This window comes from Draconibacterium orientale (genome assembly GCF_900111425.1).
GTDB classification, from domain to species: domain Bacteria; phylum Bacteroidota; class Bacteroidia; order Bacteroidales; family Prolixibacteraceae; genus Draconibacterium; species Draconibacterium orientale.
Map to the genome: position 1 here is coordinate 15,532 of NZ_FOHT01000039.1, position 26,152 is coordinate 41,683.

Annotated in this window: 14 protein-coding genes and 1 riboswitch; of the genes, 4 read left to right on the forward strand and 10 right to left on the reverse strand. The window is 42.5% G+C overall.

All coding sequences use genetic code 11. The features are described from left to right. Nucleotides 1-253 precede the first annotated feature (253 nt). The 4 genes from metH to BMW53_RS17840 all read right to left on the reverse strand — a co-directional run bounded on the left by metH (nt 254) and on the right by BMW53_RS17840 (nt 6,382). The gene (gene metH / locus BMW53_RS17825; RefSeq protein ID WP_038556900.1) at nt 254-3,922 is read right to left on the reverse strand and encodes a methionine synthase; all 3,669 of its coding nucleotides are present in this window, start codon (nt 3,920-3,922) and stop codon (nt 254-256) included. 72 nt (nt 3,923-3,994) lie between these two features. Beyond that, nucleotides 3,995-4,747 carry a UPF0280 family protein gene (locus tag BMW53_RS17830; protein WP_038556897.1) on the reverse strand — a complete coding sequence of 251 codons (753 nt, stop codon included), beginning with the start codon at nt 4,745-4,747 and terminating at the stop codon, nt 3,995-3,997. A 68-nt stretch (nt 4,748-4,815) separates the two neighbouring features. Then, entirely contained in the window at nt 4,816-5,226 is a 411-nt protein-coding gene (locus BMW53_RS17835) for an NIL domain-containing protein (protein WP_038556894.1), read from the reverse strand. Beyond that, complete coding sequence (locus BMW53_RS17840; protein ID WP_038556891.1) at nt 5,219-6,382, reverse strand: homocysteine biosynthesis protein; 1,164 nt, start codon at nt 6,380-6,382, stop codon at nt 5,219-5,221. Before BMW53_RS17840 ends, BMW53_RS17835 begins: the two co-directional genes overlap by 8 nt. 203 nt (nt 6,383-6,585) lie before the next feature. Continuing rightward, a riboswitch (SAM riboswitch) is annotated at nt 6,586-6,696 on the reverse strand. 127 nt (nt 6,697-6,823) lie between these two features. Between BMW53_RS17840 and BMW53_RS17845 the strand changes: the two genes are divergently transcribed. Then, nucleotides 6,824-7,384 (forward strand): c-type heme family protein, encoded by a 561-nt coding sequence (locus tag BMW53_RS17845; RefSeq protein WP_051567674.1) that lies wholly within the window; start codon nt 6,824-6,826, stop codon nt 7,382-7,384. Nucleotides 7,385-7,569: 185 nt separating this feature from the next. Here the strand turns inward: BMW53_RS17845 and BMW53_RS17850 are convergent, their stop codons facing one another. The 6 genes from BMW53_RS17850 to BMW53_RS17880 all read right to left on the reverse strand — a co-directional run bounded on the left by BMW53_RS17850 (nt 7,570) and on the right by BMW53_RS17880 (nt 20,561). Next, nucleotides 7,570-9,810 (reverse strand): glycoside hydrolase family 3 N-terminal domain-containing protein, encoded by a 2,241-nt coding sequence (locus tag BMW53_RS17850; RefSeq protein WP_038556889.1) that lies wholly within the window; start codon nt 9,808-9,810, stop codon nt 7,570-7,572. A 17-nt stretch (nt 9,811-9,827) separates the two neighbouring features. Beyond that, on the reverse strand, nt 9,828-11,114 hold the full coding sequence (locus BMW53_RS17855) for a family 16 glycosylhydrolase (RefSeq protein WP_217642988.1): 1,287 nt from the start codon (nt 11,112-11,114) through the stop codon (nt 9,828-9,830). Between the two features lie 240 nt (nt 11,115-11,354). Further along, nucleotides 11,355-12,197 (reverse strand): hypothetical protein, encoded by an 843-nt coding sequence (locus BMW53_RS17865; RefSeq protein WP_038564114.1) that lies wholly within the window; start codon nt 12,195-12,197, stop codon nt 11,355-11,357. A 29-nt stretch (nt 12,198-12,226) separates the two neighbouring features. Then, nucleotides 12,227-13,996: a RagB/SusD family nutrient uptake outer membrane protein gene (locus BMW53_RS17870; protein WP_038564111.1), complete on the reverse strand. Its 1,770-nt coding sequence runs from the start codon at nt 13,994-13,996 to the stop codon at nt 12,227-12,229. A gap of 56 nt (nt 13,997-14,052) precedes the next feature. Then, nucleotides 14,053-17,301, reverse strand: a complete 3,249-nt coding sequence (locus BMW53_RS17875) for a SusC/RagA family TonB-linked outer membrane protein (RefSeq protein ID WP_245749067.1) — start codon at nt 17,299-17,301, stop codon at nt 14,053-14,055. A gap of 386 nt (nt 17,302-17,687) precedes the next feature. Beyond that, complete coding sequence (locus BMW53_RS17880) at nt 17,688-20,561, reverse strand: ligand-binding sensor domain-containing protein (RefSeq protein ID WP_139178237.1); 2,874 nt, start codon at nt 20,559-20,561, stop codon at nt 17,688-17,690. Between the two features lie 202 nt (nt 20,562-20,763). On the opposite strand from BMW53_RS17880, the gene BMW53_RS17885 reads away from it, so the two are divergent. The 3 genes from BMW53_RS17885 (at nt 20,764) to BMW53_RS17895 (ending at nt 26,152) form a co-directional block, all read left to right on the forward strand. Continuing rightward, nucleotides 20,764-21,030, forward strand: a complete 267-nt coding sequence (locus tag BMW53_RS17885; protein ID WP_038556884.1) for a DUF493 family protein — start codon at nt 20,764-20,766, stop codon at nt 21,028-21,030. A 121-nt stretch (nt 21,031-21,151) separates the two neighbouring features. Then, a complete protein-coding gene (gene susR / locus BMW53_RS17890; RefSeq protein ID WP_038556881.1) occupies nt 21,152-22,789 on the forward strand; it encodes a SusR family glycan utilization regulator in 1,638 nt (545 codons plus the stop codon). Between the two features lie 387 nt (nt 22,790-23,176). Further along, complete coding sequence (locus BMW53_RS17895; protein ID WP_038556877.1) at nt 23,177-26,152, forward strand: SusC/RagA family TonB-linked outer membrane protein; 2,976 nt, start codon at nt 23,177-23,179, stop codon at nt 26,150-26,152.

A 26,152-nucleotide genomic window follows, 5' to 3' on the forward strand; every position in this document is an offset into this window, starting at 1 on the left:
CGTACCTTATCGTCTGAATAAACTTCAAATTGAAAAATAAATGACAGTTTTTTAAAACGAATTGGGCTGTTGTAATTCTTTTTCAGCTGATCATTCAAGTTTTCTATTTATCGTTCAGATTTAAATATCCAATATTAGAAATACAAGCTAAATGTTTGAAGCTAACCTTGAAATACTAATGTTAGATATTAGAATTTCAAGGCTAATTAATTATTCTGAGAGTTTCACCCAAGGTGAGTTTTCAACTAATTTGTTACTTGTAATTCAGGTTTGTTGGCAAAAATTTCTCAACAAATTCTACCGATTCATTTTTACGTTTCGCATAATCTTCAACCTGGTCTTTGCCAATTTTTTCAAGACTAAAATAACGCGACTCGGGATGCACAAAGTATTGCCCTGAAACCGATGCATTCGGATACATGGCAAAATGCTCCGTCAGCGAAATTCCAATTTTTTCAGCGTCGATCAGTTTGAATAGGTTCTCCTTTTCAGCGTGTTCCGGACAAGCCGGGTAGCCCAGTGCCGGACGAATTCCCTGGTATTTAATTTTCAGGATCTGGTCGAGCGACAGGTTTTCGTCGGGTGCATAACCCCAGTAATTCTTGCGAATTTCGAGGTGAAGCAGTTCGGCAAAAGCTTCGCTTAAACGATCGGCCAGTGCTTCCACCATTATGGCTTTATAATCGTTGTGTTCCTCGCGGAATTGTTTGGTCCATTTTTCAATACCAATACCGGCAGTGGTGGCAAAACCTCCGCAATAATCCACTTTCCCCGACTCTTTCGAAGCGACAAAATCAGACAAACAGAAATTCGCTACGCCCTCTTTTTTCTTTTCTTGCTGACGAAGATGATAAAAACGTCCGATTTCTTTTTGGCACGATTCATCCTCGTAAAGCACCACGTCGTCGCCGTCCGATTGTGCCGGCCAAATTCCGAATGCAGCGTTGGCCTGCAGCATCTTTTTCTCTATAATTTCATCCAGAAATTCATTCCCTTCTTTGAACAGCTTTTTGGCCTCTTCTCCCTGTTTTTCATCGGCCAGAATTTGCGGGTAGTGCCCTTTTAAACCCCAGGTGATGAAGAAGAAGGTCCAGTCGATATATTTCCGCAGTTCTTCCAGCGGGTAGTCGATCAGGTGTTTTACGCCGGTAAAATTTGGTTTGTAAATTGGCGTGTTGTTCCAATCGATGGCGAATTTATTCTCGCGTGCCTTTTCCAGGGTAATGTATTCTTTCGCTTTTCGTTTTCCCTGGAATTCGCGAATCTGAGCGTATTCTGCATCCAAATTATGAAGGAATGTTTCATTCTTTGAAATCAGATGGGAAACCACGTTTACGGCCAGCGAAGCATCTTTTACGTGAACTACCGGTGCTGAATATACAGGGGCAATTTTAACTGCCGTATGAATTTTTGACGTAGTTGCGCCGCCGATCATCACCGGAATATTCATTTTACGGCGTTCCATCTCCTGGGCAATTTCCACCATAATTTCCAGTGAAGGGGTGATCAAACCGCTCAGTCCGATTACATCCACTTCGTTTTTAATGGCTTCATCCAAAATTTTCTCGGTTGGCACCATAACACCCAAATCGATGATTTCGTAGTTGTTACAAGCCAGTACCACACCAACAATGTTTTTGCCAATGTCGTGTACGTCGCCTTTTACGGTGGCCATCAGTACTTTTTTCTGCTTCGTACTGTTTTTGAATTTCGCTTTATCTGCTTCAATAAACGGCAGCAAATAAGCCACGGCCTTTTTCATCACCCGAGCCGATTTGATCACCTGTGGCAGGAACATTTTTCCTGAACCAAACAAGTCGCCAACCACGTTCATTCCGTCCATCAGCGGGCCTTCGATGATGTTCAATGCCGGAGAATATTTTTCAACGGCTTCGGCCATGTCTTCGTCAACAAATTCGGGCAATCCTTTTACCAACGAGTGCTCGATACGTTTTTCAAGCGGTAATTCGCGCCATTCATCTTTTTTTACTTCCTTTTTCGATGTCGATTTCAGGTTTTCGGCAAATTCAAGTAATCTTTCGGTTGCATCAGGCCTGCGATTTAATACGAGGTCTTCAATCCGTTCCAGAAAATCTTTTGGAATTTCATCGTAAATCTGCAACATTCCCGGGTTTACAATTCCCATGTCGAGACCGGCCTTTATAGCGTGAAACAGGAACACCGAGTGCATGGCTTCACGCACCACATTGTTTCCGCGGAAAGCAAACGAAACGTTACTGACACCCGCGCTAACTTTTGCCAGCGGCAGATTCTCTTTTATCCATTTTACCGATTCGATGAACGAAACGGCGTAGTTGTTATGTTCTTCAATTCCGGTGCCGATGGTCAACACGTTCGGATCGAAAATAATATCCTGTGCAGGCAGTCCAACTTTTTCGGTAAGAATTTTATAGGCGCGGCTGCAAATTTCTTTGCGGCGTTCGGTGTTGTCGGCCTGGCCCTTTTCGTCAAAAGCCATAACAATAACAGCAGCGCCGTAACGTTTAATTTTTTGTGCCTGTTCGATAAAAATTTCTTCGCCCTCTTTTAAGCTGATGGAGTTTACAATCGCTTTTCCCTGCAAACATTTTAAACCGGCCTCAATTACATTCCATTTCGAGGAGTCGATCATAATGGGCAGTCTGGCAATATCGGGTTCGGCCATAATCAGGTTCAGGAAGGTTACCATTTCTTTTTCGGCGTCCAACATGGCATCATCCATATTTACGTCGATTACCTGCGCACCATTCTCTACCTGATGGCGGGCAATGGTGAGGGCTTCCTCGTACTTTTCTTCGCTAATCAGCCGAGCAAATTTTCGCGATCCGGCTACGTTACAACGCTCTCCAATATTCAGAAAGTTGGTGTTTTCGGTTATGGTTACCGGCTCCAGTCCGCTAAGTTTTGTGTACGTGCTGGCCTCGGCCCGGTGGTGCGGATTTGCTTTGGCTGCCATATCGGCAAAAGCCTTTATGTGAGCAGGTGTAGTTCCGCAGCAACCACCAATAATATTTACATAGTTATTATCGAGATATTGTTTGATGTGGCCGGCCATAATTTCCGGCGTCTCATCATACTCACCAAACTGGTTAGGTAATCCCGCATTGGGGTGCGCACTGATGTGAAATGGTGCTTTCCCGGCCAGTTCTTTAATGTACGGTTGAAGATCGGTAGCTCCCAACGAGCAGTTCAGCCCAATACTTAGCAAATCGACATGTGAAACCGAGTTCAGGAAAGCTTCCAGTGTTTGACCCGAAAGTGTGCGGCCACTGGCATCGGTTATGGTTCCCGAAACCATCAGCGGGATATTTATGCCTCTTGCATCCAGCACTTCTTCAATGGCAAAAATGGCTGCTTTGCTGTTTAGCGTATCGAAAATTGTTTCGATCAGTAACAGATCAACACCGCCATCGAGCAATGCTTCCACTTGTTCGCGGTAAGCTATTTTTACTTCGTCGAAGGAAATGGCGCGATAACCGGGATCATTCACATCGGGCGAAAGCGATAGAGTTTTATTGGTAGGACCTACTGATCCGGCAACGTAACGTGGTTTATCCGGATTGGCCTCGGTGTATTTGTCGGTAAGTTTTTTGGCAATTTCAGCCGAAGCTTTGTTAATGTCGTAAACATACGCTTCGGTATTGTAATCGGCCTGCGAAATGCTGGTTGCATTAAAGGTATTAGTGCAAATAATATCGGCACCGGCTTCCAAATAAGCCTCATGGATTTCTGAAATAACATCAGGGCGGGTAAGCGACAGCATGTCGTTGTTTCCTTTCAGGTCGCCCGGATGATCTTTCAACAGTTCGCCCCTGTAATCGGCCTCGTCCAGCTTATATTCCTGAATCAGCGAACCCATTGCTCCATCCAATACCAATACTCTCTTCTTAAGTTCTTCGCGTATGTCTTTTTTTGTTGTCATCTGTTTTTACTTTCACCGCAAAGACGCGAAGGCGCAAAGTTCTTTGTGTCTTTGCGTCTCTGCGGTTAAATTCTATTTCAATATCCGTATCTCGTTATCTCCTTTAATGCCAATCTTGTCTTCGCAAATAATGAGCAACGATTGTATCTCTTTATAATTTTCTGCCTGTTTAATCACTTTCTCAACATGGTCTGGGGTTTTCACCTTATTTCCCAGTGCTGTTGCCAGTGCGTCTGCCATAAGAATATCTTCACAAACCACCACCACTGCATCGGCTTTTCCAAAACTTAACGATGGGCCAACAGTTCCGGCCGAAGTGCAGATACCAAAGGTACGACTTGCCGGCGGGATTACCAGTCCGATACGCTCGGAGAGAATCGATTCGCCTGCAAAAACAGATAAAACCAGTTCATCCTGTAAAAGCAAATAAATGTCGCCGCCATTTTCAACTAACAGCTCCTTCACCGAAAAGTTTTTACAAATTTCTTCGCCAATTTCGCGGGCAAACAAACCGGCCACTGCCGACATCGGGCCAATTCCGGCTTTCTCGGCAGCCAGTGCCATTTCTATTGCTTCTTCCGGAGCAAAATCCGACGGCTGAAAGGGTTTCAGGCTTTTCCTGAAAAACGGTTCTTTTTCGATATAATCATCGAAAATTTGGCGCAGCGTTTTCATTTTTGCCAAAGCCACTTCCTGCATTTCCTCTTTATAAGATGCCGGATCGATACCAATCCAAAGGTCGGTTTGCAGGTGTTTTACTTCAAAACCCGTAAAACGTTCGGTGTTAAACTGGCTGCGGTAGGTGCGTTCTTCAAAAATATTCATTCAGTAGAAATTATTTATTACGTCATTCTGTCCGTCAGCTGACGGATTGAGCATGACGACCATTGGTTTTATCTAAAATCAATTTCAAACAAATTCAGCGGGCAGGCCGGAATGCAAAGTTCGCAAACCACACATTTGCTTTTGTCGAATTCCAGTTCCCAGTTGCTTTTGTTCATGGTTAAAGCTCCGGCAAAACATACGGCGGTGCAGTTGCCACAATCGATACATTTTTCTTGTTTCCAGCGAATTCGTTTGTCCAGCGATTCGCAGGTAATTTTATGACTTTTAATGTATTTAACGCCTTTTTCAATATTTTCTGTTTTGCCCTGAAGTTCGAGCAAAAGGCTTCCACGTTTTCCCGGATAAACTTCCGCTTTTAGAATATTAATCCTGATATCGTAATCTTTTACCAGGTGATAGGTAAACGCTTTGTCGCCGCTTTGCGGAGGGAAATTCAGTATGTATCTTTTTTTAATCATTGTCAACCTCCGTTTCTTGTAATGCGTTTAACGATGTATTGGCAGGGAACATTTGCACGGGTTTAGTGACTTCAAATTCACCATTTTGCAACCATTTTTTCAATTCATCGGCAATTTTGCGTGCTTTCTTTAAGCTGGCAACCGGCGCGGTTCTTATCTTTTTGCCTTTTACTTTTATGGTTCCCGACTGTAACTCTTCGTAGGTAACCTGCCCCAGTTTTGGCGTTCCAACCGTTCCGTAATCGAGCACCGAAGTTTCAATCTGGCTGTTATTAATCGATACACGTTTAGCAATATCGGCATTTAAAACCGGGATTGGAATTCCAATTCCCACAAACATACTTACGCCATATTTTTCGTACGATGCAGCCTGAATGTACTCGGCCGACATTTCTTTCAGGTTGCCTATAACGGCAATGGTGGCGGCGTTTGTTACCGGAACACCCAGTTCGTTTTTCGGTTTTGTGGTGTGAAACTGTGTTCCGGGCCAAACAACAAATCCTTGCGTACCTCCTAAAAATATGCGTGTTCCCAGCCCAATGGTTTTAAACTCCGGATCGTTGAGCAGCGGGCTTAATTCGCCCGAAGTGGAGTAGGTGGCGTTACGCAAATTGGGCAACAAAGTACCCATGTAGGTATGTTTTATCGTTGATGTGGTATTTACCGCCACATTGTAATTCTGATACGCATTTCGCGGATTAAAAAGCGTAAACTCATTTATGGTGTTGATGTTGATTTTTGTTTTAATATGCTTGCGCGGATAACAATCGGTGCCTTTTCCCCAGGCTTCCAAAACCACATCTTTTCCTTCCAGTAAATCCTGAATAACATGTGCACCGCCGTATTCCGGATTGTCAGGATCGCAGGCTGTAGCTCCGATGTATGAATCAACAGCGGCCAGTCCTTCGTAACACGGAACGCCGTTTAAGCGTATTTTTTCCATTCGGATGGGCGGATCGGCGTGACCAAAATTTATAATTGCGCCCGACGAGCACATGGCGCCAAAGGTTGCTGTGGTTACTACATCAACTTTCTCAACTATTTCTTCGGGCGACATTTCTTTCGCCATTTCCGCAACTTCTTCGGCGGTTAAAACCACTGCTTTCCCGGCCTTCAGTTTTTGGTTAATTTCTTCGTACGATTTTGTTGTCGACATATTTAATTAAGTCGGAAGACTGAAGTCCGAAGTCGGAAGTTTGTACTTTTCGAAATCGTCTGCAGTCTTTTAGTTTTTGTTAAAGGTATTTTTACTCTGCTCAAATTTATGCGGTTAAAACCGCTGGTGCATACACATATTTGCCCCGTGTAAGTAGCTTGTAAAAAATAATTTGTAGTGCAGTTTCTTCATCGATTGTGTTTTAATTATAATTCCGTTTCCGGCCGGGTATTGGCACCGTTTTATCCGTCGGCTGGCGGACAAGGTTGCCAGAGTTTCACAGAGCCCGATCTCTCCACTCTTCTATATAATCAAACACCCTTTTTTGAAAGAATATTTGATGCAACAAAGATAGTTGATTTTGTGATTTAACAAATAAAGCAGAACTTGCAGTTAACGAATTAACGCTATTTTGAATTGTTTAATTAAGAAATGTGAGCTATGACAGATAAAATCTATCCAATTTTTCTTCTGTTTCTTTGTTTTGCCTGTTCTCCGAAACTGGATAAGGAAACCTACAAAAAATATGAAAACAGCGGACAGGAAATTACAGCCAATGTACAAACAGTGCTTTTAAGTAATGTGGGGAAAGCCATTCAAACCGGCGGGACTGAGTATGCGGTTAAGTTCTGTAACCTTGAGGCAAACTCAATTGTGGATAGTTTGAAGGGTGTATTTGATTGTGACATTTCAAGAGTTTCGGCCAAAAACCGTAATCCGCAAAATGCGCTGAGTACCGGGCAGGAAAAACAACTGTGGGAACTTTTTGCCAACGAACAACTGGCTGACACGGTATTGCAAAATGGCAATGATTTGGTTTATTACAAGCCGATCAGAACTGGGATGCCGGCCTGTTTAAAATGTCATGGAAATACGGAGACCGATATTAACGCGGCAACCAAAGCAAAGCTGAATGAACTGTATCCGAATGATTTGGCAACGGGTTATAAGCTGAATGATTTCCGTGGACTTTGGAAAGTTGAGTTTAAAAGGCAGAAATAATCATCTGTTTCATTCTGAATTCCCTCAATTTCCTTACCCCTAGGCTTTTCAGAGAAATCATAAGACAGGGGCACGGAATCATCCCCCGGGTGCATAAAGCAAAAAAAACAGGCATTTCGCCAATGGAAATGCCTGCTAATGTTAGTTAGTAAAGGATGTTTTTCACCCTTAGTTGTTTTAAGTTACTATTTTAATACAAATGTGCTGTGTAGTCCTTCATCTGAATTCGGCCCGATCCAAACATCAAAATCACCGGGTTCGATTACAAAATCATCGCCGTTAAAAAACTGCAGATCTTCAGCTTTCAGCTCGAAGCTTACCGTTTTTACATCGCCCGGTTTTAGGTTTATTTTTTCAAAACCTTTAAGCTCTTTAATGGGTCGGGTAATACTGCCCACTTTGTCGCGCACATAAAATTGTACAATTTCTTCCGTTTCGTAGTTGCCGATGTTTTTAATATCAGCCGAAACGGTAATTGATCCATTTGTTGCCATTTCGTTTGATGACAGTTTTAGATTTTCGTATTCAAACTCGGTATAACTCAAGCCAAATCCAAAGGGCAGGAGAGGAGTGACTCCATAATCAATGTGCATGGATTTAAACCCGAGTGATAGTTGTTTTGAATTGCGCGGAATATCGTCGATGTAAGTAACATCATCTTCGGTTGCAGGGCGGCCGGTGTTTTTACGATAATAGTAAAACGGAATTTGTCCGGCACCTTTTACAAAGGTTACAGGTAATTTCCCTGACGGCGAATAGTCACCAAAAATCAGGTCGGCCACTGCTGGTCCGGCCATTGTTCCGGGATGCCAGGCATAAAGTACGGCATCAGCCATTTCCATTTCGGCACCAATTGCCAGCGGTCTTCCGGCCATAACCACCAAAATAAGCGGTTTGCCTGTTTTCCTTAATTCGGTAATCAGTTCGGTTTGAACACCCGGAAGATCAATGATTCCACGTGCATTTGCTTCGCCCGAAAGAATCGATTCTTCGCCGGCAAAGAATAAAATAGCATCCGAACGTTTGGCGGCAGCAACAGCTTCGGCAAACCCTTTTGCCGATTTATCGCGGCTGTATTCCAAACCAGGTACATAATTCATTCTAGAACCAATAATTTCGCCAAAAGCTTGTTTTGGTGTTGTTGAGTCTTCGCCTTGCCCGTCGAAAATCCAGGTTCCCAGCTGGTCGCGTGCGGCATCGGCCAACGGACCAATTACGGCCAGCGAATGAATATTTTTTGAAATGGGCAAAGTGTTATTGTTGTTTTTCAGCAAAACCATACTTTTTCGTGCTGCTTCGCGCGATACAGCCAGGTGGCTTGGTGCCAGAATGGTGTCGGTTGAAACATGATTGTCGTAAGCTTTCTCGAATAATCCCAGCTTAAATTTTACACGCAAAATATTGCCCACATACGTGTCGATCATATCTTCAGTAATCACGCCTTCATCAATCAATGTTTTTAAATTGTCGGCGTAACAGGTTGTTGCCATTTCCATGTCAACACCGGCTTTGGCGGCAATTTCGGCGGCTTGTTTTTTATCGGCAGCAAAACCATGGTTAATCATTTCCTCAATCGATCCCCAGTCGCTAACCACCATTCCTTCGTAGTTCCACTCGTTGCGCAAAATTTGCTTTAGCGTGAATTCATTTCCGGATGTTGGTACACCGTTTAAATCGTTAAATGCCGACATAAATGTTAATGCTCCGGCATCGGCTGCTGCTTTAAACGGCTTAAGGTGAACATTTCTTAGCAAGGGTTCGGGAATATAGGTGGTGTTGTAATCGCGTCCGGCTTCAGACATTCCGTAGCCAACAAAGTGCTTGGCACAGGCTGCTACAGCTGTTGGATCGCCCAGGTCGCCCTGAAATCCTTTTACCATGGCAGCAGCAAACTCAGAAGTCAGCAACGGATCTTCGCCACAACTTTCGGCAATTCGTCCCCAGCGCGGATCCCAGGTAACATCCATCATTGGTGCAAATGTCCAGTTAATTCCCATCGATGAGGCTTCAACAGCCGCAATGCGCATCGCCTTTTCAGCCAGTTCGGGTTCCCACGAGGATGCCATTCCCAGCGGAATAGGGAAAATAGTGCGATAGCCGTGAATTACATCGCGCCCAAAAAGCAAGGGAATTCCGTGTTTGCTTTCTTCCAGGGCAACACGTTGAAACTCGGCAGCCCGCTCGGCACCAACGATGTTCAGAAACGATCCCACTTTGCCGTCTCTAATGGCTTGTTTTGTGGCTTCTTCGTCGCCAAAAAAGCCGTCGTTAACCTGCTGCATCTGGCCTATCTTTTCATCCAGCGTCATTTCACTTAACAGGCTGTTGATCTTTTGTTCTACCGGATCGGGATTGTCGGTTAATGTTGTTGAACAACCCGTTACCAGCCAGGTTCCAATAATTAATAGTAAAGCTCTAATCTTCATTATAGTAAGTATTTGTTCTACATTTCCTGATATACGCGAACGTAATCTACTTCCATCGATTGCGGGAAAATGGAATTATCAATTCCCTGGGCTCCTCCCCAGTTACCACCAACTGCCACATTCAGGATAAAAAAATGTGGTTTGTTGAACGGCCAGTTGTCGTTGTTTTTGTTTGTGGGCGCATAGCGGTGTGTCACATTTTCGGGTGAATCGGTATAAAATACCAGTTCTTTTTCGGTCCAGAACAGGCCGTAAACATGAAATTCTTCTTCTGCTGTTTCAAGGGCTTTGTTGTTGCCACTTCCGTTTCCTCCGTATCCGGCCGAAGTGTGAACTGTTGCATGAACCGTGTCGGGTTGGTAGCCCACGTATTCCATAATGTCGATTTCGCCACAGGCAGGCCAGCCAGCTGTACCAATGTTGGCACCCAGCATCCATATTGCCGGCCATATTCCGGTTCCCGAAGGCAGTTTAGCCTGGATTTCCATTCGGCCGTAAGTAAATTCCTTTTTGCCACTGGTGATCATGCGTGACGAATTGTATGATCCTGCAACTTTTGCGTCGTTTATTTTTTCGGCAGTAATGGTGAGTATACCATCCTTAACCACGGCATTATCGCCTGCGGTATAGTTTTGCAGCTCGTTGTTTCCCCAGCCACCCGATCCGGTTTCGAAGGTCCAGTTGTCGGTATTTACGGCATCGCCATCAAAATTGTCTTCCCAAACCAGTTCCAGTTTCGAGAAGTATTCTGAGTCGTTGGCTGCAATTGAAATATTTTTTGTTGAAGAGAAGGTCTCTCCGTTTTTGGTAATAATTAACTCAACGGTGTAAGTTCCGGCATAGGGGAAATACGCTACAGCATTGGTTTCGTTTTCAATGGTTTTATTTCTGAATTTCCATTCAAACGAATCATAATCGCCAATTGTGGTATTTTCAAGGTTTATGTAGTTGGGTTTTGCAGGATCGATGTTGGCCGAGAAATCAACGGCAAAATCGGTGTGTGTAACCGTTATTGTTTTCGAAACCGATTTTTTATCGTCATCCTTACTGGTTACCTGCAGGCTTACATTGTAATCGCCGGCTTCAGGATAATAGATGGTAAATTCTTCTGTTTTTGAAATGGTAGTTTCGGTAACTCCGTTGCCAAAATCCCATTCCATTCGCCAGTATTCTCCCTCCGTTTTGTTGGTGTACTTTACGTTATTATCATCGACAAATGAATACGAAAAATCAGGTGAGAAATCTGTATCTACTCCCTCTTCAGTGCACCCTGTAAGTGGATTAGCGAGAGAAAAAAAAGCCATGAGGATTAGCCATTTTGGTTTGTTATATGATATTCTCATGAGTGTATAGAAATTTAGATGTTTTGAGTGTATGCTTATTTTGTAAAGAATAAGCACATAAACCGGCATTAAACCATAGCAGGTGAAGGGGCTGTATTTATTCCTGATGATATAAATGGGGAGAGAAACTCTCCCCATTTAATCTAACTAAACTATCAAACTCATTGGCTTAAGAACCAATATTTTGAATTTCTTTACTTGTTATTCTGCAGGAACAAACACCCATGTCCAACCAGTTCCGTATCCTTTACTGTTAGGATTGTACAGAACCAATTTGTCTTCAGTAAGGGTCATAATCTGAAGTTTTCCATCGTCGGTACCGTTCTGATTTCCATCTTGTGCAATATGACCAAGAATTTTTGCTCCGCCACCAATGGTTAACGCTGTATAATCCGCATTGAATACGAAGTTACCACGAACAGGCTCTGCATCGGGGCCTGAATAGTAGGTGTAGTTGGCGCCTCCGGCCAAATCGAATACCATTCTTCCTGCAGCATCCGGTGGAGGGCAACAATCACCTGCAGCATTCCACCATGGATTCATGTGGGCTTCCGGCTTGTCATTTTCCGACATAAAATACCACAAACGTCCATCGGGTTCAGGCCCGCCGTCGAAAACCCAGGTTTTACTTTCCAGGTTTTCGCCAATCAGTTTGTAATAAGCATCAGGCAGGGGCTGGTCAAGCTGGGTAATATCCACAGAGATTTCTTTTTCAATAAATTCTGTTGTGCCCGGATCGTTGTTGGGCATGTACGGAGTAGTTACGTGGTAAGTAAAAGTGTGCGTTCCTGTAAATGGGAATATTACTTCAACACGATCGGAACTGGTTTCGTTGATAATGTAATCCCAGTATCCGGTAACTCCTTCGGTATTCATACGAAGCGATAGTCCGTTTCCTCCTGAAGTTGATTGTACAACTTCGAGCTCAATGTTTTCAGGGTCGAAACTATTCGCCAGCATGTCTCTGTCCTCGATCGGATCGCAGGAAGAAAACATCAAAACAATGGCCATTAGAAAAGTGGCAGCTATATTTTTTAATTTCATCTTTTTCAATTTTTTAGTTTTCAAATTTATTACCATCCCGGATTTTGCTCGTAAACACCGTTTGATAAACGAATTTCCGACTCAGGAATTGGCACAAGTCCTTTGGTTTCGCTACGATATGAAATCTGATAAGGAGCATCAACTCCTGAGTTGTTTACCGTAATCTGGTTGCTATAGAAGTTGTTGCTTGTTTGAACATCGCCCCAGCGTACCAGGTCGAACCAACGCAATCCTTCAAAAGCAAGCTCGTGCAAGCGCTCGGTTTTAAGTGCAGCCAGCGAATAGCTAATCGGCTCTAATCCGGCGCGTTCGCGAACCTGGTTCATGCCATCGGCAGTTTCGGTTAATTCAGAATGCATCAATAGCACATCGGCAAATCTCAGGTAATAGAAATCCTGAGCGGCCCACAACTGCATCGGATCACCGTGCGACATATCGTAGAGGTAAAAGAACATACCTTTAACTCCTTCAGGACCATCGTGCTGTAAGGTGGTGTATTTTTTGTTTACCAAACCGGTATTATGGTCGCCTTTTCCAATGTTCCAACCTGAAAGTCCCATGTTTGGATCTTTTGTGTTTAGATTCAAAACTGAACCTTCTTTTCTGGGATCATCGTTTGACCATTGCTCGTAGAAACCTGTGTGAATAGTTCCCCATCCCCATCCTTGTCCGAATGGAACCATTGAGTGGTCGCGAATACCAAAGAATAGAGGAACACGGTTGTTAAACTTTTGTCCGGTTCCACCATCGAAATCCCAGTTACCCAAGCCATAACGCAGGGCAAACATTACTTCGTAGTTGCCGGTTCCTACTGGTGAATCCGGACCATCTTGTCCTACCCATGCCAAAGGAACTGCAGGGTCGGCACCGTCGGGATTTTCGGCCCATGGTAATACCGGGTCGGTTGCTTCAGGATTATAGGTGCGGGCACTTTCGTTTACATACGAGTAAGGCCACAAATTACGGAAATCACTTGCTAAGCGGAATCCGCTGTTGTCAATAACATCTTCTATATGTGTAACAACTTCTGCTTTTGAAATGCTTCCACCTTCAGGCAAAGGCAAAACATCGGTAGCCTGGCCTTCAACGTTGGTCATATAACCGGTGTAGTACAAGTAAGCACGTGCGATATAACTTTTAGCTACCCAAATGTTGGCGTGGCCATAGTCTTTAACTGAAGCTGCTTGGGCGCTAATACGTGGCAGTGTTTCGGCTGCTGTTTTAAAGTCGGAAGCAATAAATGCCCATGTATCAGATAAGGATGCACGTGGTGCTTTTCGATCTGATTCGGAAGTGGCAATTAAAGGCATTCCTCCGAAGAATCGTGCAGCGCGGTACATTAAGAAACCACGCATAAAATAGGCTTCTCCCAATGTATTATTCTTAAAAACTTCTGCTTCATCAGCGGTGTCAAAATAGGCTGAGAAATCGCCGTCGGTTACGGCTTCGATAATTGCATTTGCTCTACTTACGCCGTTGTAGGTTTCCACCCACAAATCGCGGTATGTATCTTCTGACGGATCCTGGAACTGATCGACATTTTTAGCCGAAACGTCATCGGGGCCACCACCACCCAGCATTACATCGCTTAACAGGTTGGCTGCAATGTGTTCGTTACTGTGGGGACCGTTTACAAACAGTGCATTGTAAACACCGTTCATGGATTCATTGATATCGGTTGGAGTACGATAAAAACTGTCGAGGTTTTTATTATACAGGTTGTCGGTGTCGAGTAAATCCTGACACGAACTGGCCACGATTATTACTCCAACTGCCATTATATATAATAACTTCTTCATAATATGTTCTTTATTTTTATTCACTAATTCTGTTTTTATAGAATCGTTCATCTGAATTAAAATGTTACGTTAACACCAAACATAACCGTGCGAGGCAGTGGATATAATCCCAAATCAACACCCGAAGCCCATGAGTCTGGTGCGTAACCTACTTCAGGATCCATTCCGTCGTATTTTGTAAATGTATGCAGGTTGTTTACAGATACATAAACACTAGCTGCTTTCATCCACTCAACATCGGTAAGTAGTTTGTCGAATCGGTATCCAAAAGTAAGGTTGTTAATGCGCAGGTAGTCGGCATCGTGCATGTAAATGTCGGAAATTAGCTGCGTATTAGCTGTAGTGGCATAGGTTAATCGAGGAATACGGTTTGAAGTTCCTTCTCCGTGCCAGCGATCAAAAATCTGAGTGGTATAGTTCTGGTTCAACTGGTCGGCAAACGAACGGTACGATTGCATAACCTGAAGACCAAATTTACCCGACAAAGTGGTGTTTACATAAAAACCTTTGTACTCGGCATTTAACTGGATACCCATCTCAAAATCAGGAGTTGGTTTTCCCAGCATTACTTTATCGTTGTCGTTGATAATTCCGTCTCCGTTTTGATCTACAAAGCGAACATCTCCCGGTTGACGAGGTGTATCGGGTTCTGCTTCAATAACGATTGGTGTTCCGTCGGCAGTGGTATAAGCATCAACCTCGTCCTGGTTTTGCATTAAACCGTCGGTTTCGAAACCATAGAAAAATCCGATTGGCTGGCCTACTTCTACGCGCGAAATATACGATGTTCCTTGCGAAAGTACATGTCCTGATCCGGTAATAATTCCCTCGGCATTAGCCAGTTTTGTTACTTCGTTTTTATTGTAAGCACCGGTTAAAGTAGCTCCGTATTTAAAGTCTGAAATTCTATCGTTCCACGACACTACAAATTCAAAACCGGTATTTTCAATATCTCCACCATTAATAAATGGAGCACCGGCACCAAATGTTCCTAAAATAGGAGCAACAACCAGCCAGTCTTTTGTGGTTTTTTTATACCAGTCGGCAGTAACACCCAATCTTGAATCGAGCCAGCGAGTGTCAACTCCAAAGTTTAATTGTTCTGATGTTTCCCAGGTTACATCGGGGTTTGGTACGTTTGCAGGAATTGCTGCCTGTTGTGGTACGTCTTTGTTGGGGCCGAAATAATAGCCCTGATCTTTGTAAGCGATATTTGAACTGTAGATGAAATTATCGATGTTCTGGTTACCATTTTGTCCCCAGCTGGCACGCAATTTACCGTAGTTCAGCAATGTGAAATCACTCAGGAAATCTTCTTCGCTAAAGTTCCAACCTGCCGAAACTGATGGGAAATAGCCCCAGCGGTTTCCTTTGGCAAAGTTTGACGAACCGTCAGCACGCATGGTAAAGTCGGCCATGTATTTCTCTTTGTAGTTGTACGACATACGGCCCATGTACGACATTAAACCACCACCTTGTGCAGCGTAGTCGGCACCCCAGGTACCAATATCGCTAACCACCTGAGGGTTATTGGTGTTGTCGAGGTAAGCATGTTCTGCATCGCCAAAAAGTGTATTGTTTTTGCTGCCACCAACATTTAGGTTCAATTCGTTTTTCAACATCTCGGTACCTACCAGTGCTGAAAGTTTATGATCGTCGTTGATGCTAAAATCGTACGCAACTGTATTGGTCCAGGTGAAGTTTACACCACGGTACATATCCATTTGCGTGCCATCGGTAGTATTTTGGTATTGTGTGGCAAACTTGTATGTTTCGCTGTACGAGCGGCTGTGCCCAAACCAAGCATCCATACCAAACGATGAGCGGAAAATTAAATTATCAATAGGTTCCAGTTCGCCATATACGTTGCCTACAAAGGTGTTTCCTTTGCTCCAGTTGTTGTTGTGACGGTAGTACATTTGTGCAATCGGGTTATGGTCGCCCATTGCAATACCCTCCAGAGTTGGCGAGTAACCACTTGTCCAGTGGTTAATGTTTTCGTTATCCCAGTAAAGTGGAGATAGTGGCGATTTTACCAGTGCATTGTGCAGGTCGTTCCAGTAAATATTTCCGGTAGCCACCGAACGGTTTTCGGTATTGGTGTAGGTAAAGTTTTCGCCCACACTCAATAGTTTTTTATTGTTGGCTCTTCTTTTTAAAATAAAGTTGGTGTTCAGTCGGGCAGTCATACGCTTGTAGCCTGCATCAGTAATTTCTCCACCAAGCAAACCTGTTTGATCGAAATACGAAAAACCAGCGGAGTACGTAATGTCGTCGGAAGCACCTGTAATATTAAGAGAGTGACTTTGTACAGGAGCATTATCCTGCGTCATCTCGTCAATCCAGTTCGTGCCTTCCCAGCCGCTCTGCAGTTTATCCCAAACGTACTGGCCATACTGGGTTCCTAATCCACCCGGAAAGCTGTTGTTTAAATAGGTATTTCCGTTAACAATTTTATCTTGCCAGTCGAATAATGGCGAACCATCATTTGCGCGGGCTTCATCCATAATGTACATGTATTCCTGTGCATTTAATGCCGGAAGTTTTTTGTAAATGTTTTGTACACCGTAGTAGCCGTCGTAAGTAATTACCGGTTCGGCACCTGCTGTACCCTTTTTGGTAGTAACAAGAATAACGCCGTTTGCAGCCCTCGATCCGTAAATGGCAGCCGATGCTGCATCTTTAAGTACATCAATCGACTCAATGTCGGACGGACTCAGGTAATCGATATTTCCAACCGACACACCGTCAACGATATACAGTGGCGAAGCATTGCCAATTGTACCGGCACCCCTGATGGTTACTTTTGTTCCTGCTCCAGGAGCACCGTTGTTGCGGGTAATATTTACTCCCGATGCCATTCCCTGTAAAGCTTCCATAGCATTCGAGGTATTTAACTCGGCCAGTTGCTCGCCTTTAACATTGGCGTTAGCGCCGGTTACCAAAGCTTTTTTCTGAACACCGTAACCAACAACTACTACTTCGTCAACATTAAACAAATCGGCTTCAAGCTGAACGTTGATTTGCGTTCTTCCTTCAACATTAATGGTTTGAGGTTTCATGCCAATGTAGGAAAATACAAGTACAGCATCGGGTGGTACTGCTAGTTGGTAATTTCCATCAAAATCGGTAACTGTTCCGTTTGTTGTCCCTTCAAGAGTAATTGTAACCCCAGGTAGAGGTTGATTATCATCTGCGGAAGTTACAACACCTTTTAGCGCAATTTCCTGGGCAAAAGCACCCACGGAAAAAAATGCGACCAAAAGTAACATGAGAATTTTTCTCATCATTCGTTTTTCTTTCATAGATCTGAATTTGATTATTATTAATTGTAAAATGTTACGCACTTGTGAAAGGTGCGTGTTTGTTTCAACGTATTTTGAATTAAAATTAGGAGTACTCCTAAGTGAAAGGATGTAGCAGCTCTTAACTTCATATTTGTTTTATAATTTAGTTAAACCTAGAATTTTATACCTGATTGTGGTTTTTCAACTCTAGCAGCAACAAATATGGACTTAATGTGTACTGCTTAGCAAGAAAATTACCCCCACAATAATTCATCAAAGGTATTTTAGTGGTACATCAAAAATACATCAGATAAAATACTGAGTGCAGAAAATGAGGATGATACAATCTGATAACATTGATTTAAACTACCTCATGATAAAATATGATGTACAACATAGTGAGGTTATAAATTCAATAGGAATGTTGATAGGTTTGTCTCGCGGGATAGATTGAGTTTTTTACGAAGGCGATAACGGCTGATTTCTACTCCACGATCAGAAATATTTAACAAGGTTGCAATTTCTTTGGTTGACATGTTCATTCGGATGTAAGCACAAAGACGCAGATCTTTTGGCGACAAGTGGGGGAATTTGTCTTTCAGGCGCTCAAAAAAATCGGCATGTACTTCTTCAAAATAACTCTCGAATATTTGATTCTGATTTTGATTGTCGATTTCCTTATCGATACGTTTTTTAAGTATCGCCATTTTTGATTTAACAGCCCCATCAGAAGTTTCATGGGAAACCCTTTTAAGCTCCTCGTTAATTTTCATCAGGAACTTATTTTTATTTACAATGCTAAGTGTTTGGTTCGCCAGCTCTTTATCAAGCGAAAGTTTCTGGGCCTCTAACTTTTCGTTTTTCAAGCGAATAATCTCTTTTTCGGCGATCAACGATTGATCCTTAAATTCTTTTTCTCTTTTACGCAGCGCCTTTTCGTGTTTGTTGCGTTCTTTTTGTTTCGATTTTTCGAAGCGGCGGTTGATAAACCAGGCCAGAATGAGCACGAATATAAATACGATGAAAATATATATGTAAACAGCTGTTTTTGAGCGGTGCCATGGAGGCGTGATGATAAATGAAAATTGGGCTTCGTTGCTTTCAATACCAAAACTGTTTCGGGCTTTTACCCTAAAAATATAGTCGTTTTCCGGAAGGTTGGTTAAATCCCGGTAGTTATCGTTCGACCACGGTGACCATGAATCGGAGTAATTATCGATAAAGTAACTAAATTCCAACTGTTCGGGATTCTGATAAAAAGGCGCTGAAAATTTAAAACGAAAGGCATTTTTCTGATATGGAAATTTGATGGGTTCAAGACCTTCTTCTTTCGGGTACACAACTGTGTCGATGTTGGGCACATCAACCTGCGTTATAAAACATTTAAACGGCTGGTTATACGACGTAACAATTCGCGACGAATAATCTGCAAAACCATTCTCGGTAGCAAAAAATACATTGTTCAAATCAAACACATATAAAAACTCCCATTCGCGCACCAGCTTGTTGCGTAGTTGCTGGAACGGTGTTGTAATTTTAGTGTAGCTGGTATCGTCGTTTTTATGAAGCACCCCTACTTCGTTTTCGGCAATGTACCAGTAGTTTCCCCGAATATCTTTTTCAACATATTTCAAGCGGTTTTTTGGGGCAAACAGATTGATTAAATATTTATTTTTTTCAAACCTATCGGTTTCGCCATTATAGAGGTATAAGCCATCAACTGTTGAAATGTGCCATGTGTTGTCGAACTTCAACAGTATATTCATCAAATCGAGAGGAAGTCCTTCGTTTCTGCCATACAGTTTAACATCAGTTGCCGAATCGCGTTGGGCATTTAATGTAACACGGAAAACACCTTTGGCTCCGTGGCTCACCCAAATATTTCCATCTTTGTCTTCCGACAGGAAACGGCTCGACTCGCTAAATCCCTTTGTTTTAGTTTGAAACTTCCATTGATTGTTTTCGAAATGAAACAATACCAGGCCATTAAAAGTACCACCGATGGCGTAATCCGGTTGATCTTTTAGTTGGATAAACGTCCATAGCCCGGGCTCATCGCTAATTTGGCGTGCTTCTCGTTCGTTTATGGCAAATGTACCCAAATTGTGTCCGCACAATAATTGTCCGTTTAGTACTTTTAAACTCCAAACCTGTCCCTCTGTCCCGGGAATCATTTTGAAAACTTCAGTGTTGTCCTGGCCTACGGCAGAGAACTTTTTGGTAAAGAGTCCCTGGTTGGTGCCGAGGTAAAGCAGGTTGTTATGTATTACAGCACAGTAGCCGGTACCAATGTTCTCGGAACGTGAGGTGTAACTGATTGGCGAGTTCAATTCGATGTAGTCGATGCCATTATCGAGCCCGAGCCATAAATTCCCCGACCGATCGTTGCAAAGGCTTAAAATTGTATTGTTTTGTAGTCCGTTATTGAGGTTTAAACGTTGAATGATTTCGCCATCGGAATTGGCAATAATCAGTCCGTTTAATATAGTGCCGATAGCCAGGTGGTTGCCGTCGAGTTTGATGCCGCAATACAAAACATCGTTTTCGGTTTGAGTATTGGCCGGAACATCCCATTTTTTCAGTTCACCATTTTTGTATTCAAACCAGCCTGACTGGGCAGTTCCAATGAGCAAATGATTTTCGAAAAAGCTAACTATCGATTGTATTTCATGATCTTTTAACTCATCGGCCCAGGGCACTTTATTTACAAATCCGTTAATGTATTCGTATAAGCCAACTCCGGGTTCGTGAAAAAAGAGTCGGTTATTGATATAAAACGAATAGTAAAATGCCTTTTGTGGTTTAATAATGTCAATTTCATCGTCGTTGTAAATAAACAGATATTGATACGATTGAAATACAATGCCGTACTGTGTATCGTATATTTTCCAGATCACATCTGTTTCCGGAATATCTTCAGGCAGCTTATCGAGTAAACTTTTAAATACCGGGCCTTCGGGTGAATTGGGATCGAAAATTCCAAAGTCCTCATCTAATCCGATATAAATAATGCCGTCCTCATCAATACAAACCGATCGTACATTTGAAGTGAAAGAATCATTGTATAAATTCCAGTTCAGCCCGTCGAAACGAAGTAAACCAAGGTTATTGGCGAAATACATAAATCCATCCGGATCTTGTGCAATACCCCAGTTTTGTGTGCCAGCACGGTATTCTGCTTTTGGATAACTCAGGATATTGGGAACACCGAATCTTTTCACCTGCGAAAAAGCAAGTGTTGGGACAACGAGAAGCAATATGAGTAAAATCTTTTTCAAAGTCAGGTCTGTTGGTGGAATATTACCTTATAATATGTTTCTAAAATACAATATTAATATCAACTGTTGAAATTTGGCTAAAAATCTAATCTTTGTGCCGGCGTTTTAATTTTTGTATACCAAAAGATGCTGAGATTTTTAGGTAAAAGTGAACGAAAAGAAATGCTGGTTGTATTAATAAATAGATTTGAAAGATAAGAAAATGGATAAATATAAAAATCTGCGCTACCGGTTGATGGAATCTGAAACATGGCCGCTGAAGTATATGTTTAAGTTTATTATTCCCAATGAAGAAGGGAAAGTTGATCAGGTAAAAGCTTTACTGCCAACAGAAGGTGAAGTAACATTTAAACATACTGATAACCTGAAACACGTATCGGTTACTTGTGTAGCCTTAATGGAATCGGCCGACCAAATTATAGTGATAACCGAAAAGGCAGATAAGATTGAGGGAGTGATTGTGCTGTAATGGGCATTCGAAATAATCCGGGAAATTCTAGAATGACAAAGGAACGAAGAATTAGAACGATTTAGAAAATGAGATGAAAAATGTTTATTTTGTGCATGTTTAGAAAACAGAATAGCCATTTATGAAATTTAGATTGTTTATTTGCCTCGTAATCTTGTATCCCGGTGTTGTTTTCGGGCAATCGGGTCTTGATTCACTTCTGAACAGGTTAGATGCAGCAATCGAAAATCATACGGTTTATCAACAGCAGAAAGAAGAACGTATTCAGGCGCTGAAAAATCAATTGCTTACAATTTCCCCCAATACCATGGAGGAGTACAGGTTAAACGCAGAACTGTACGATGAATACCGACCCTATATTTGCGATTCGGCGATCCACTACAAAAACCGGAACATTGATGTTGCCAAACACCTGAATAATATCGCTTTTTTGTACGAAAGCGAGCTTAGCCTGGCTTTACTGATGGCCTCAACCGGAATGTATCTTGAGGCTGTTGATCTAATTTCTTCAATTGAAAGGGTGAAAGTTCCCGATAATTTACTGAGTGAATATTACAATACTTACCGACATGTTTACTCTGAATTAGCATTTTACACGCAAAACAAAAAGGGAGCTGAGCGCTACTGGCAGATATCAAATAGTTACACCGATTCGTTATACAATGTACTTTCATCAACAAACGATTTGTATTATGCCTTGCAAGAAGAAAGCTTCAGGAACGCCGGAAAGATACAGGAAGCGCTTAGCGTAAATGATACGATATTGCGAAGCAGTTCGATGGGTACCCGCGAGTTTGCAATTGCCAGTTATAACCGTTCGCTAACCTATCGGAAAGTGAACGATATGGATGGCTTAAAGTATTACCTGGCACAGTCGGCTTTGTCCGATATTCTGTCTGCAACAAAAGACCATGCCTCGTTGTGGATGCTGGCAGAAATCCTGTTTCAGGAAAATGATATGGAACGTGCCTACAATTATATCCGGTTTTCGTGGAGCGAAACGGTATTTTACAATGCACGTTTGCGCAGTTTACAAAGTGCCGGAATATTGTCGTTAATTGACCGAACCTACCAGGCAACAGTTGAAAAGAAAAACAGGCAACTAAAAAATTACCTTCTGCTTTCAAGTATTTTGGGGTTGTTGCTTACTATAGCACTTGTTTATATTTATAGCCAGATGAGGCGTTTATCCGAAACGCGTAAATATTTGCAAAAGGCCAATTCTAGTTTGCAAAGTCTGAATACCGAGCTTCAAAAAGTAAATGATCAGCTGCAAATCGTAAATGTCGATCTCTCGGAATCGAACCATATTAAAGAAGTTTACATCGCTCATTTTATAAAACTTTGCTCAACCTATATTGATAAAATGGATGGTTTCCGACGCCTGGTAAACAAAAAAATTACCAACGGCCAGGTTGCCGAGTTGCATGCGCTTACCCGTTCGCAAGAAATGATGGATGACGAAACAGAAGAACTGTACCGGAATTTTGATAAGGCATTTTTGCGCATTTTTCCCCATTTTGTTAATAAGGTTAACGAGTTGCTGCTGGACGAAGAAAAGTTTGAACTAAAAGAAGAAGAGCTGCTAAATACCGAGTTGCGAATTTTGGCATTAATCCGGTTGGGAATTAGTAACAGCTCGCAAATTGCCGATTTTTTACGATACTCGGTTAATACCATTTATAACTACCGGGCGAAAACAAAAAACCGGGCAAAATCCCGCAACGATTTCGAAGAAATGATTACGCAAATTCGATAATTGCAGGTGGAATTAATACTGTCTCGTCAGGTGTTAATGTCAAAAATACAATCTTTAATTTGCAAGATTTTTTCATTGATCTTTACTAAATCTTTTTCCCCCGTATTCCACTTTTATTTTTTTGCACCTTATTGTTAATCGTCTGTTTGTTAGCAAAATATGTGTTTTTTGTATTTCATTTAATCCACTTTTCTATCCCCTTAAAAAATAGCAGCCTACTCAATCCGTAAATTTGTTATTGAGAAAACAGATAAGCGTTAAATAACTAGAACTTCAGCTGTAAATTCATCTTTCGAGCGATAGTTTTAATTAGAAAGACTACGTCTATTTCCTGTGGTCGGGGAATAAAATCTGTTTAAATAAATATTTAACTAATCAATTTTTTTTATGAGGACAAAACTCTTAAAATTTAAAATTCCTCTCTTCTTTTTGGTGTTGTTATTGGGATTTAATCTCTCAGTGCAGGCACAAAACGCGATTGACATCAGAGGAGTGGTAAGCGATGCATCAGGCGATCCCTTACCAGGTGTAAACATTGTAATTAAAGGCACATTACAGGGAACACTTACCGATCCGGATGGTAATTACAAGATTACCGTTCCCGGAAACGATGCTGTTCTTGTATTTTCGTTTATCGGATACAATTCGCAGGAAATTACCGTGGGTAACCAACGCGCGATAAATGTATCGCTAAAGGAAGACTTAAAGCAGCTGGATGAAGTAGTGGTAATCGGTTATGGATCGGTTGCCCGAAAAGATGTTACCACAGCGGTTTCCACCGTTTCAACCAAAGAGATCGACGAACGTCCGATTGTTTCGGCAGCACAGGTCATTCAGGGAAAAGCGGCCGGTGTTAACGTTTACCAGCCCAACGGAGCTCCCGGTGGCGAAATGGTAATTCGCGTGCGCGGTACCACTTCGTTTAACGGAAGCAACAATCCTTTGTATGTGGTTGACGGCGTTCCGGTTGATAACCTCAACTTCCTTTCGCCAATGGATATTGCCAGCATGCAAATCCTGAAAGATGCTTCATCAGCAGCTATTTACGGTTCGAGAGCAGCAAACGGAGTAATTCTTATTACTACCAAGCAGGCCAGTGGCGAAGCAAAAATTTCGTTAAACACGCAGTTCGGGGTAAGCCATGTGGCCAATCAAATTGAGTCGTTAAATGCCGCGCAATATAAAGAGCTGATGGACGAAATTCGTCCGGGAGCCATTCCTGAAGGTACTACTGATCAAACCGATTGGTTCGACGAAGTTTACGGAACAGGTATCACGCAAAACTATCAACTTCAGATTTCGGATGGTAACGATAAAACACGTTACTTTATTTCCGGAGGTTACCTGAATGAAAAAGGGGTGCTTAGTTCTGCATTTTTCCGCAGATACAACCTGCGCAGTAACCTCGAAAGCCAGGTACGCAGCTGGTTGAATATCGGGTTAAACCTGTCGTATTCTGATAATACACGTAACGGGGTAACTACCGGTGCCGGATCAAACCGTGGTGGGGTGGTGCTGTCGGTTGTAAACTTACCAACGGCTTCAAATATTATCGATCCGGAAACCGGATTGTATAACCGTACTTTCTTTGGGCAAAATATTGTTAACCCGATTGAATCGATCGAAAACGGTAAAAACAATAAGAATAACGAAAACCGCCTGATTGCTTCAGGTAGTTCAACCATTACTTTCTTACCTGAATTAACCTTGAAATCGTCGTTCACGTTAGATCGTCGTAACGGCAAAAATACCGGGTTTAATCCTCCGGTACATGGTTCCGACAGAGATGACTGGGGAAATGCCTGGGACACCAGAAGCACCAACACGTTGCTGGTTTTCGATAATGTAATGACTTTTAAGAAGACTTTTGCCGATAAACACAATTTTGAAGCAATGGCCGGTACTTCATGGACCGATTCTCAGTGGTCGCAAAGCTATGTTAATGGCTCGCATTTTAAAGATGATAATATCCATACTTTAAACGCAGCAAATAAAATTGCATGGGACAATACCGGTAGCGGTGCTTCGGCATGGGGAATTATGTCGGTTTTCGGACGTTTGTCTTATAATTACGAAAGCAAATACCTTTTTACATTCAATATTCGTGAAGACGGTTCTTCAAAACTACATCCCGATTATCGCTGGGGAACATTCCCTTCATTCTCGTTAGCATGGCGCATGTCGTCGGAAGAATTTATGCAGGGATTAACCTGGCTCGACGATCTGAAGATCAGAGGTGGCTGGGGACAAACCGGTAACCAGTCGGGAGTTGGCGACTATGCTTATCTGCAACGTTACAACATCACACGTCAGGCCTGGTTTGAAACAGGAAAGGAAGATGCCTTGCCTCTTATTACACAGGCTAACCTTCGTACATCGGATCTTACTTGGGAAACCACTTCGCAGGTTAACCTTGGTTTGGATGCAACGCTGTTTGCCGACCGTGTAACGATTGCTATGGATTATTATTCGAAACACACCGAGGATATGTTAATGTATGTTTCGTTACCGGCAGGTGCTGCAGCAGCAAGTAATATTGTACGTAACGAAGGCGAAATGATGAACCGCGGTGTTGAATTCTCGGTAAGCTCACGCAACTTTACAGGGGCTTTTACCTGGAGTACCGACTTTAATATTTCGCATAACACAAACGAGTTGAAAAGCCTGGAATTACAGCAGATTTATTATGATGCTGAAACAACTGATGCCTTTCACCAAATTCGTGTTGTACGTAACGAACCCGGACGTGCGTTGGGTGGATTTTACGGTTATATAAGTGATGGAGTTGATCCGGAAACCGGAGAACTGATGTACCGCGATACAAATGAAGATGGTAAAATTACGGCGTCGGACAGAACTTATATCGGCGACCCGAACCCGGCCTTTACTTTTGGTTTAACCAACACGTTTTCGTACAAAGGTTTTAGCCTGAATGTGTTTCTGCAGGGATCGGTTGGAAACGACATCTTTAATGCATCGAAAGGCGATGTGATGGGAATGTACGATTTGAAAAACCAATCGAGAGAAGTGCTCGAACGTTGGCGTACTCCCGGACAAATCACTGATGTTCCAAAAGCCGGTTTTGTTATGCAGCCATCAAGCTATTTTATTGAAGACGGCAGTTACCTGCGTGTAAAAGATATTACTTTCTCGTACAACTTCAATGGCGGAATTTTAAACAAACTGGGAGTTTCGCGTTTGCAACCTTATGTTACCGCAACCAACTTGTTAACACTTACCGACTACAGCGGAATGGATCCTGAAGTAAACCAATGGGGAAACAGTGGTGCTGTTCAGGGTATCGACTGGGGAACCTACCCACACAGTAAGACTTTTGTTTTTGGGTTGAATGTTGAATTTTAA

Bases quoted from the DNA above. Each gene is read 5' to 3' on its own strand.
- BMW53_RS17835 (WP_038556894.1), bottom strand. From the start codon at position 5,226: ATGATTAAAAAAAGATACATACTGAATTTCCCTCCGCAAAGCGGCGAC.
- BMW53_RS17865 (WP_038564114.1), bottom strand. From the start codon at position 12,197: ATGAAATTAAAAAATATAGCTGCCACTTTTCTAATGGCCATTGTTTTG.
- metH (WP_038556900.1), bottom strand. From the start codon at position 3,922: ATGACAACAAAAAAAGACATACGCGAAGAACTTAAGAAGAGAGTATTG.
- BMW53_RS17885 (WP_038556884.1), top strand. From the start codon at position 20,764: ATGGATAAATATAAAAATCTGCGCTACCGGTTGATGGAATCTGAAACA.
- BMW53_RS17855 (WP_217642988.1), bottom strand. From the start codon at position 11,114: ATGGCTTTTTTTTCTCTCGCTAATCCACTTACAGGGTGCACTGAAGAG.
- BMW53_RS17840 (WP_038556891.1), bottom strand. From the start codon at position 6,382: ATGTCGACAACAAAATCGTACGAAGAAATTAACCAAAAACTGAAGGCC.
- susR (WP_038556881.1), top strand. From the start codon at position 21,152: ATGAAATTTAGATTGTTTATTTGCCTCGTAATCTTGTATCCCGGTGTT.
- BMW53_RS17895 (WP_038556877.1), top strand. From the start codon at position 23,177: ATGAGGACAAAACTCTTAAAATTTAAAATTCCTCTCTTCTTTTTGGTG.
- BMW53_RS17850 (WP_038556889.1), bottom strand. From the start codon at position 9,810: ATGAAGATTAGAGCTTTACTATTAATTATTGGAACCTGGCTGGTAACG.
- BMW53_RS17830 (WP_038556897.1), bottom strand. From the start codon at position 4,747: ATGAATATTTTTGAAGAACGCACCTACCGCAGCCAGTTTAACACCGAA.
- BMW53_RS17845 (WP_051567674.1), top strand. From the start codon at position 6,824: ATGACAGATAAAATCTATCCAATTTTTCTTCTGTTTCTTTGTTTTGCC.
- BMW53_RS17875 (WP_245749067.1), bottom strand. From the start codon at position 17,301: ATGAAAGAAAAACGAATGATGAGAAAAATTCTCATGTTACTTTTGGTC.
- BMW53_RS17870 (WP_038564111.1), bottom strand. From the start codon at position 13,996: ATGAAGAAGTTATTATATATAATGGCAGTTGGAGTAATAATCGTGGCC.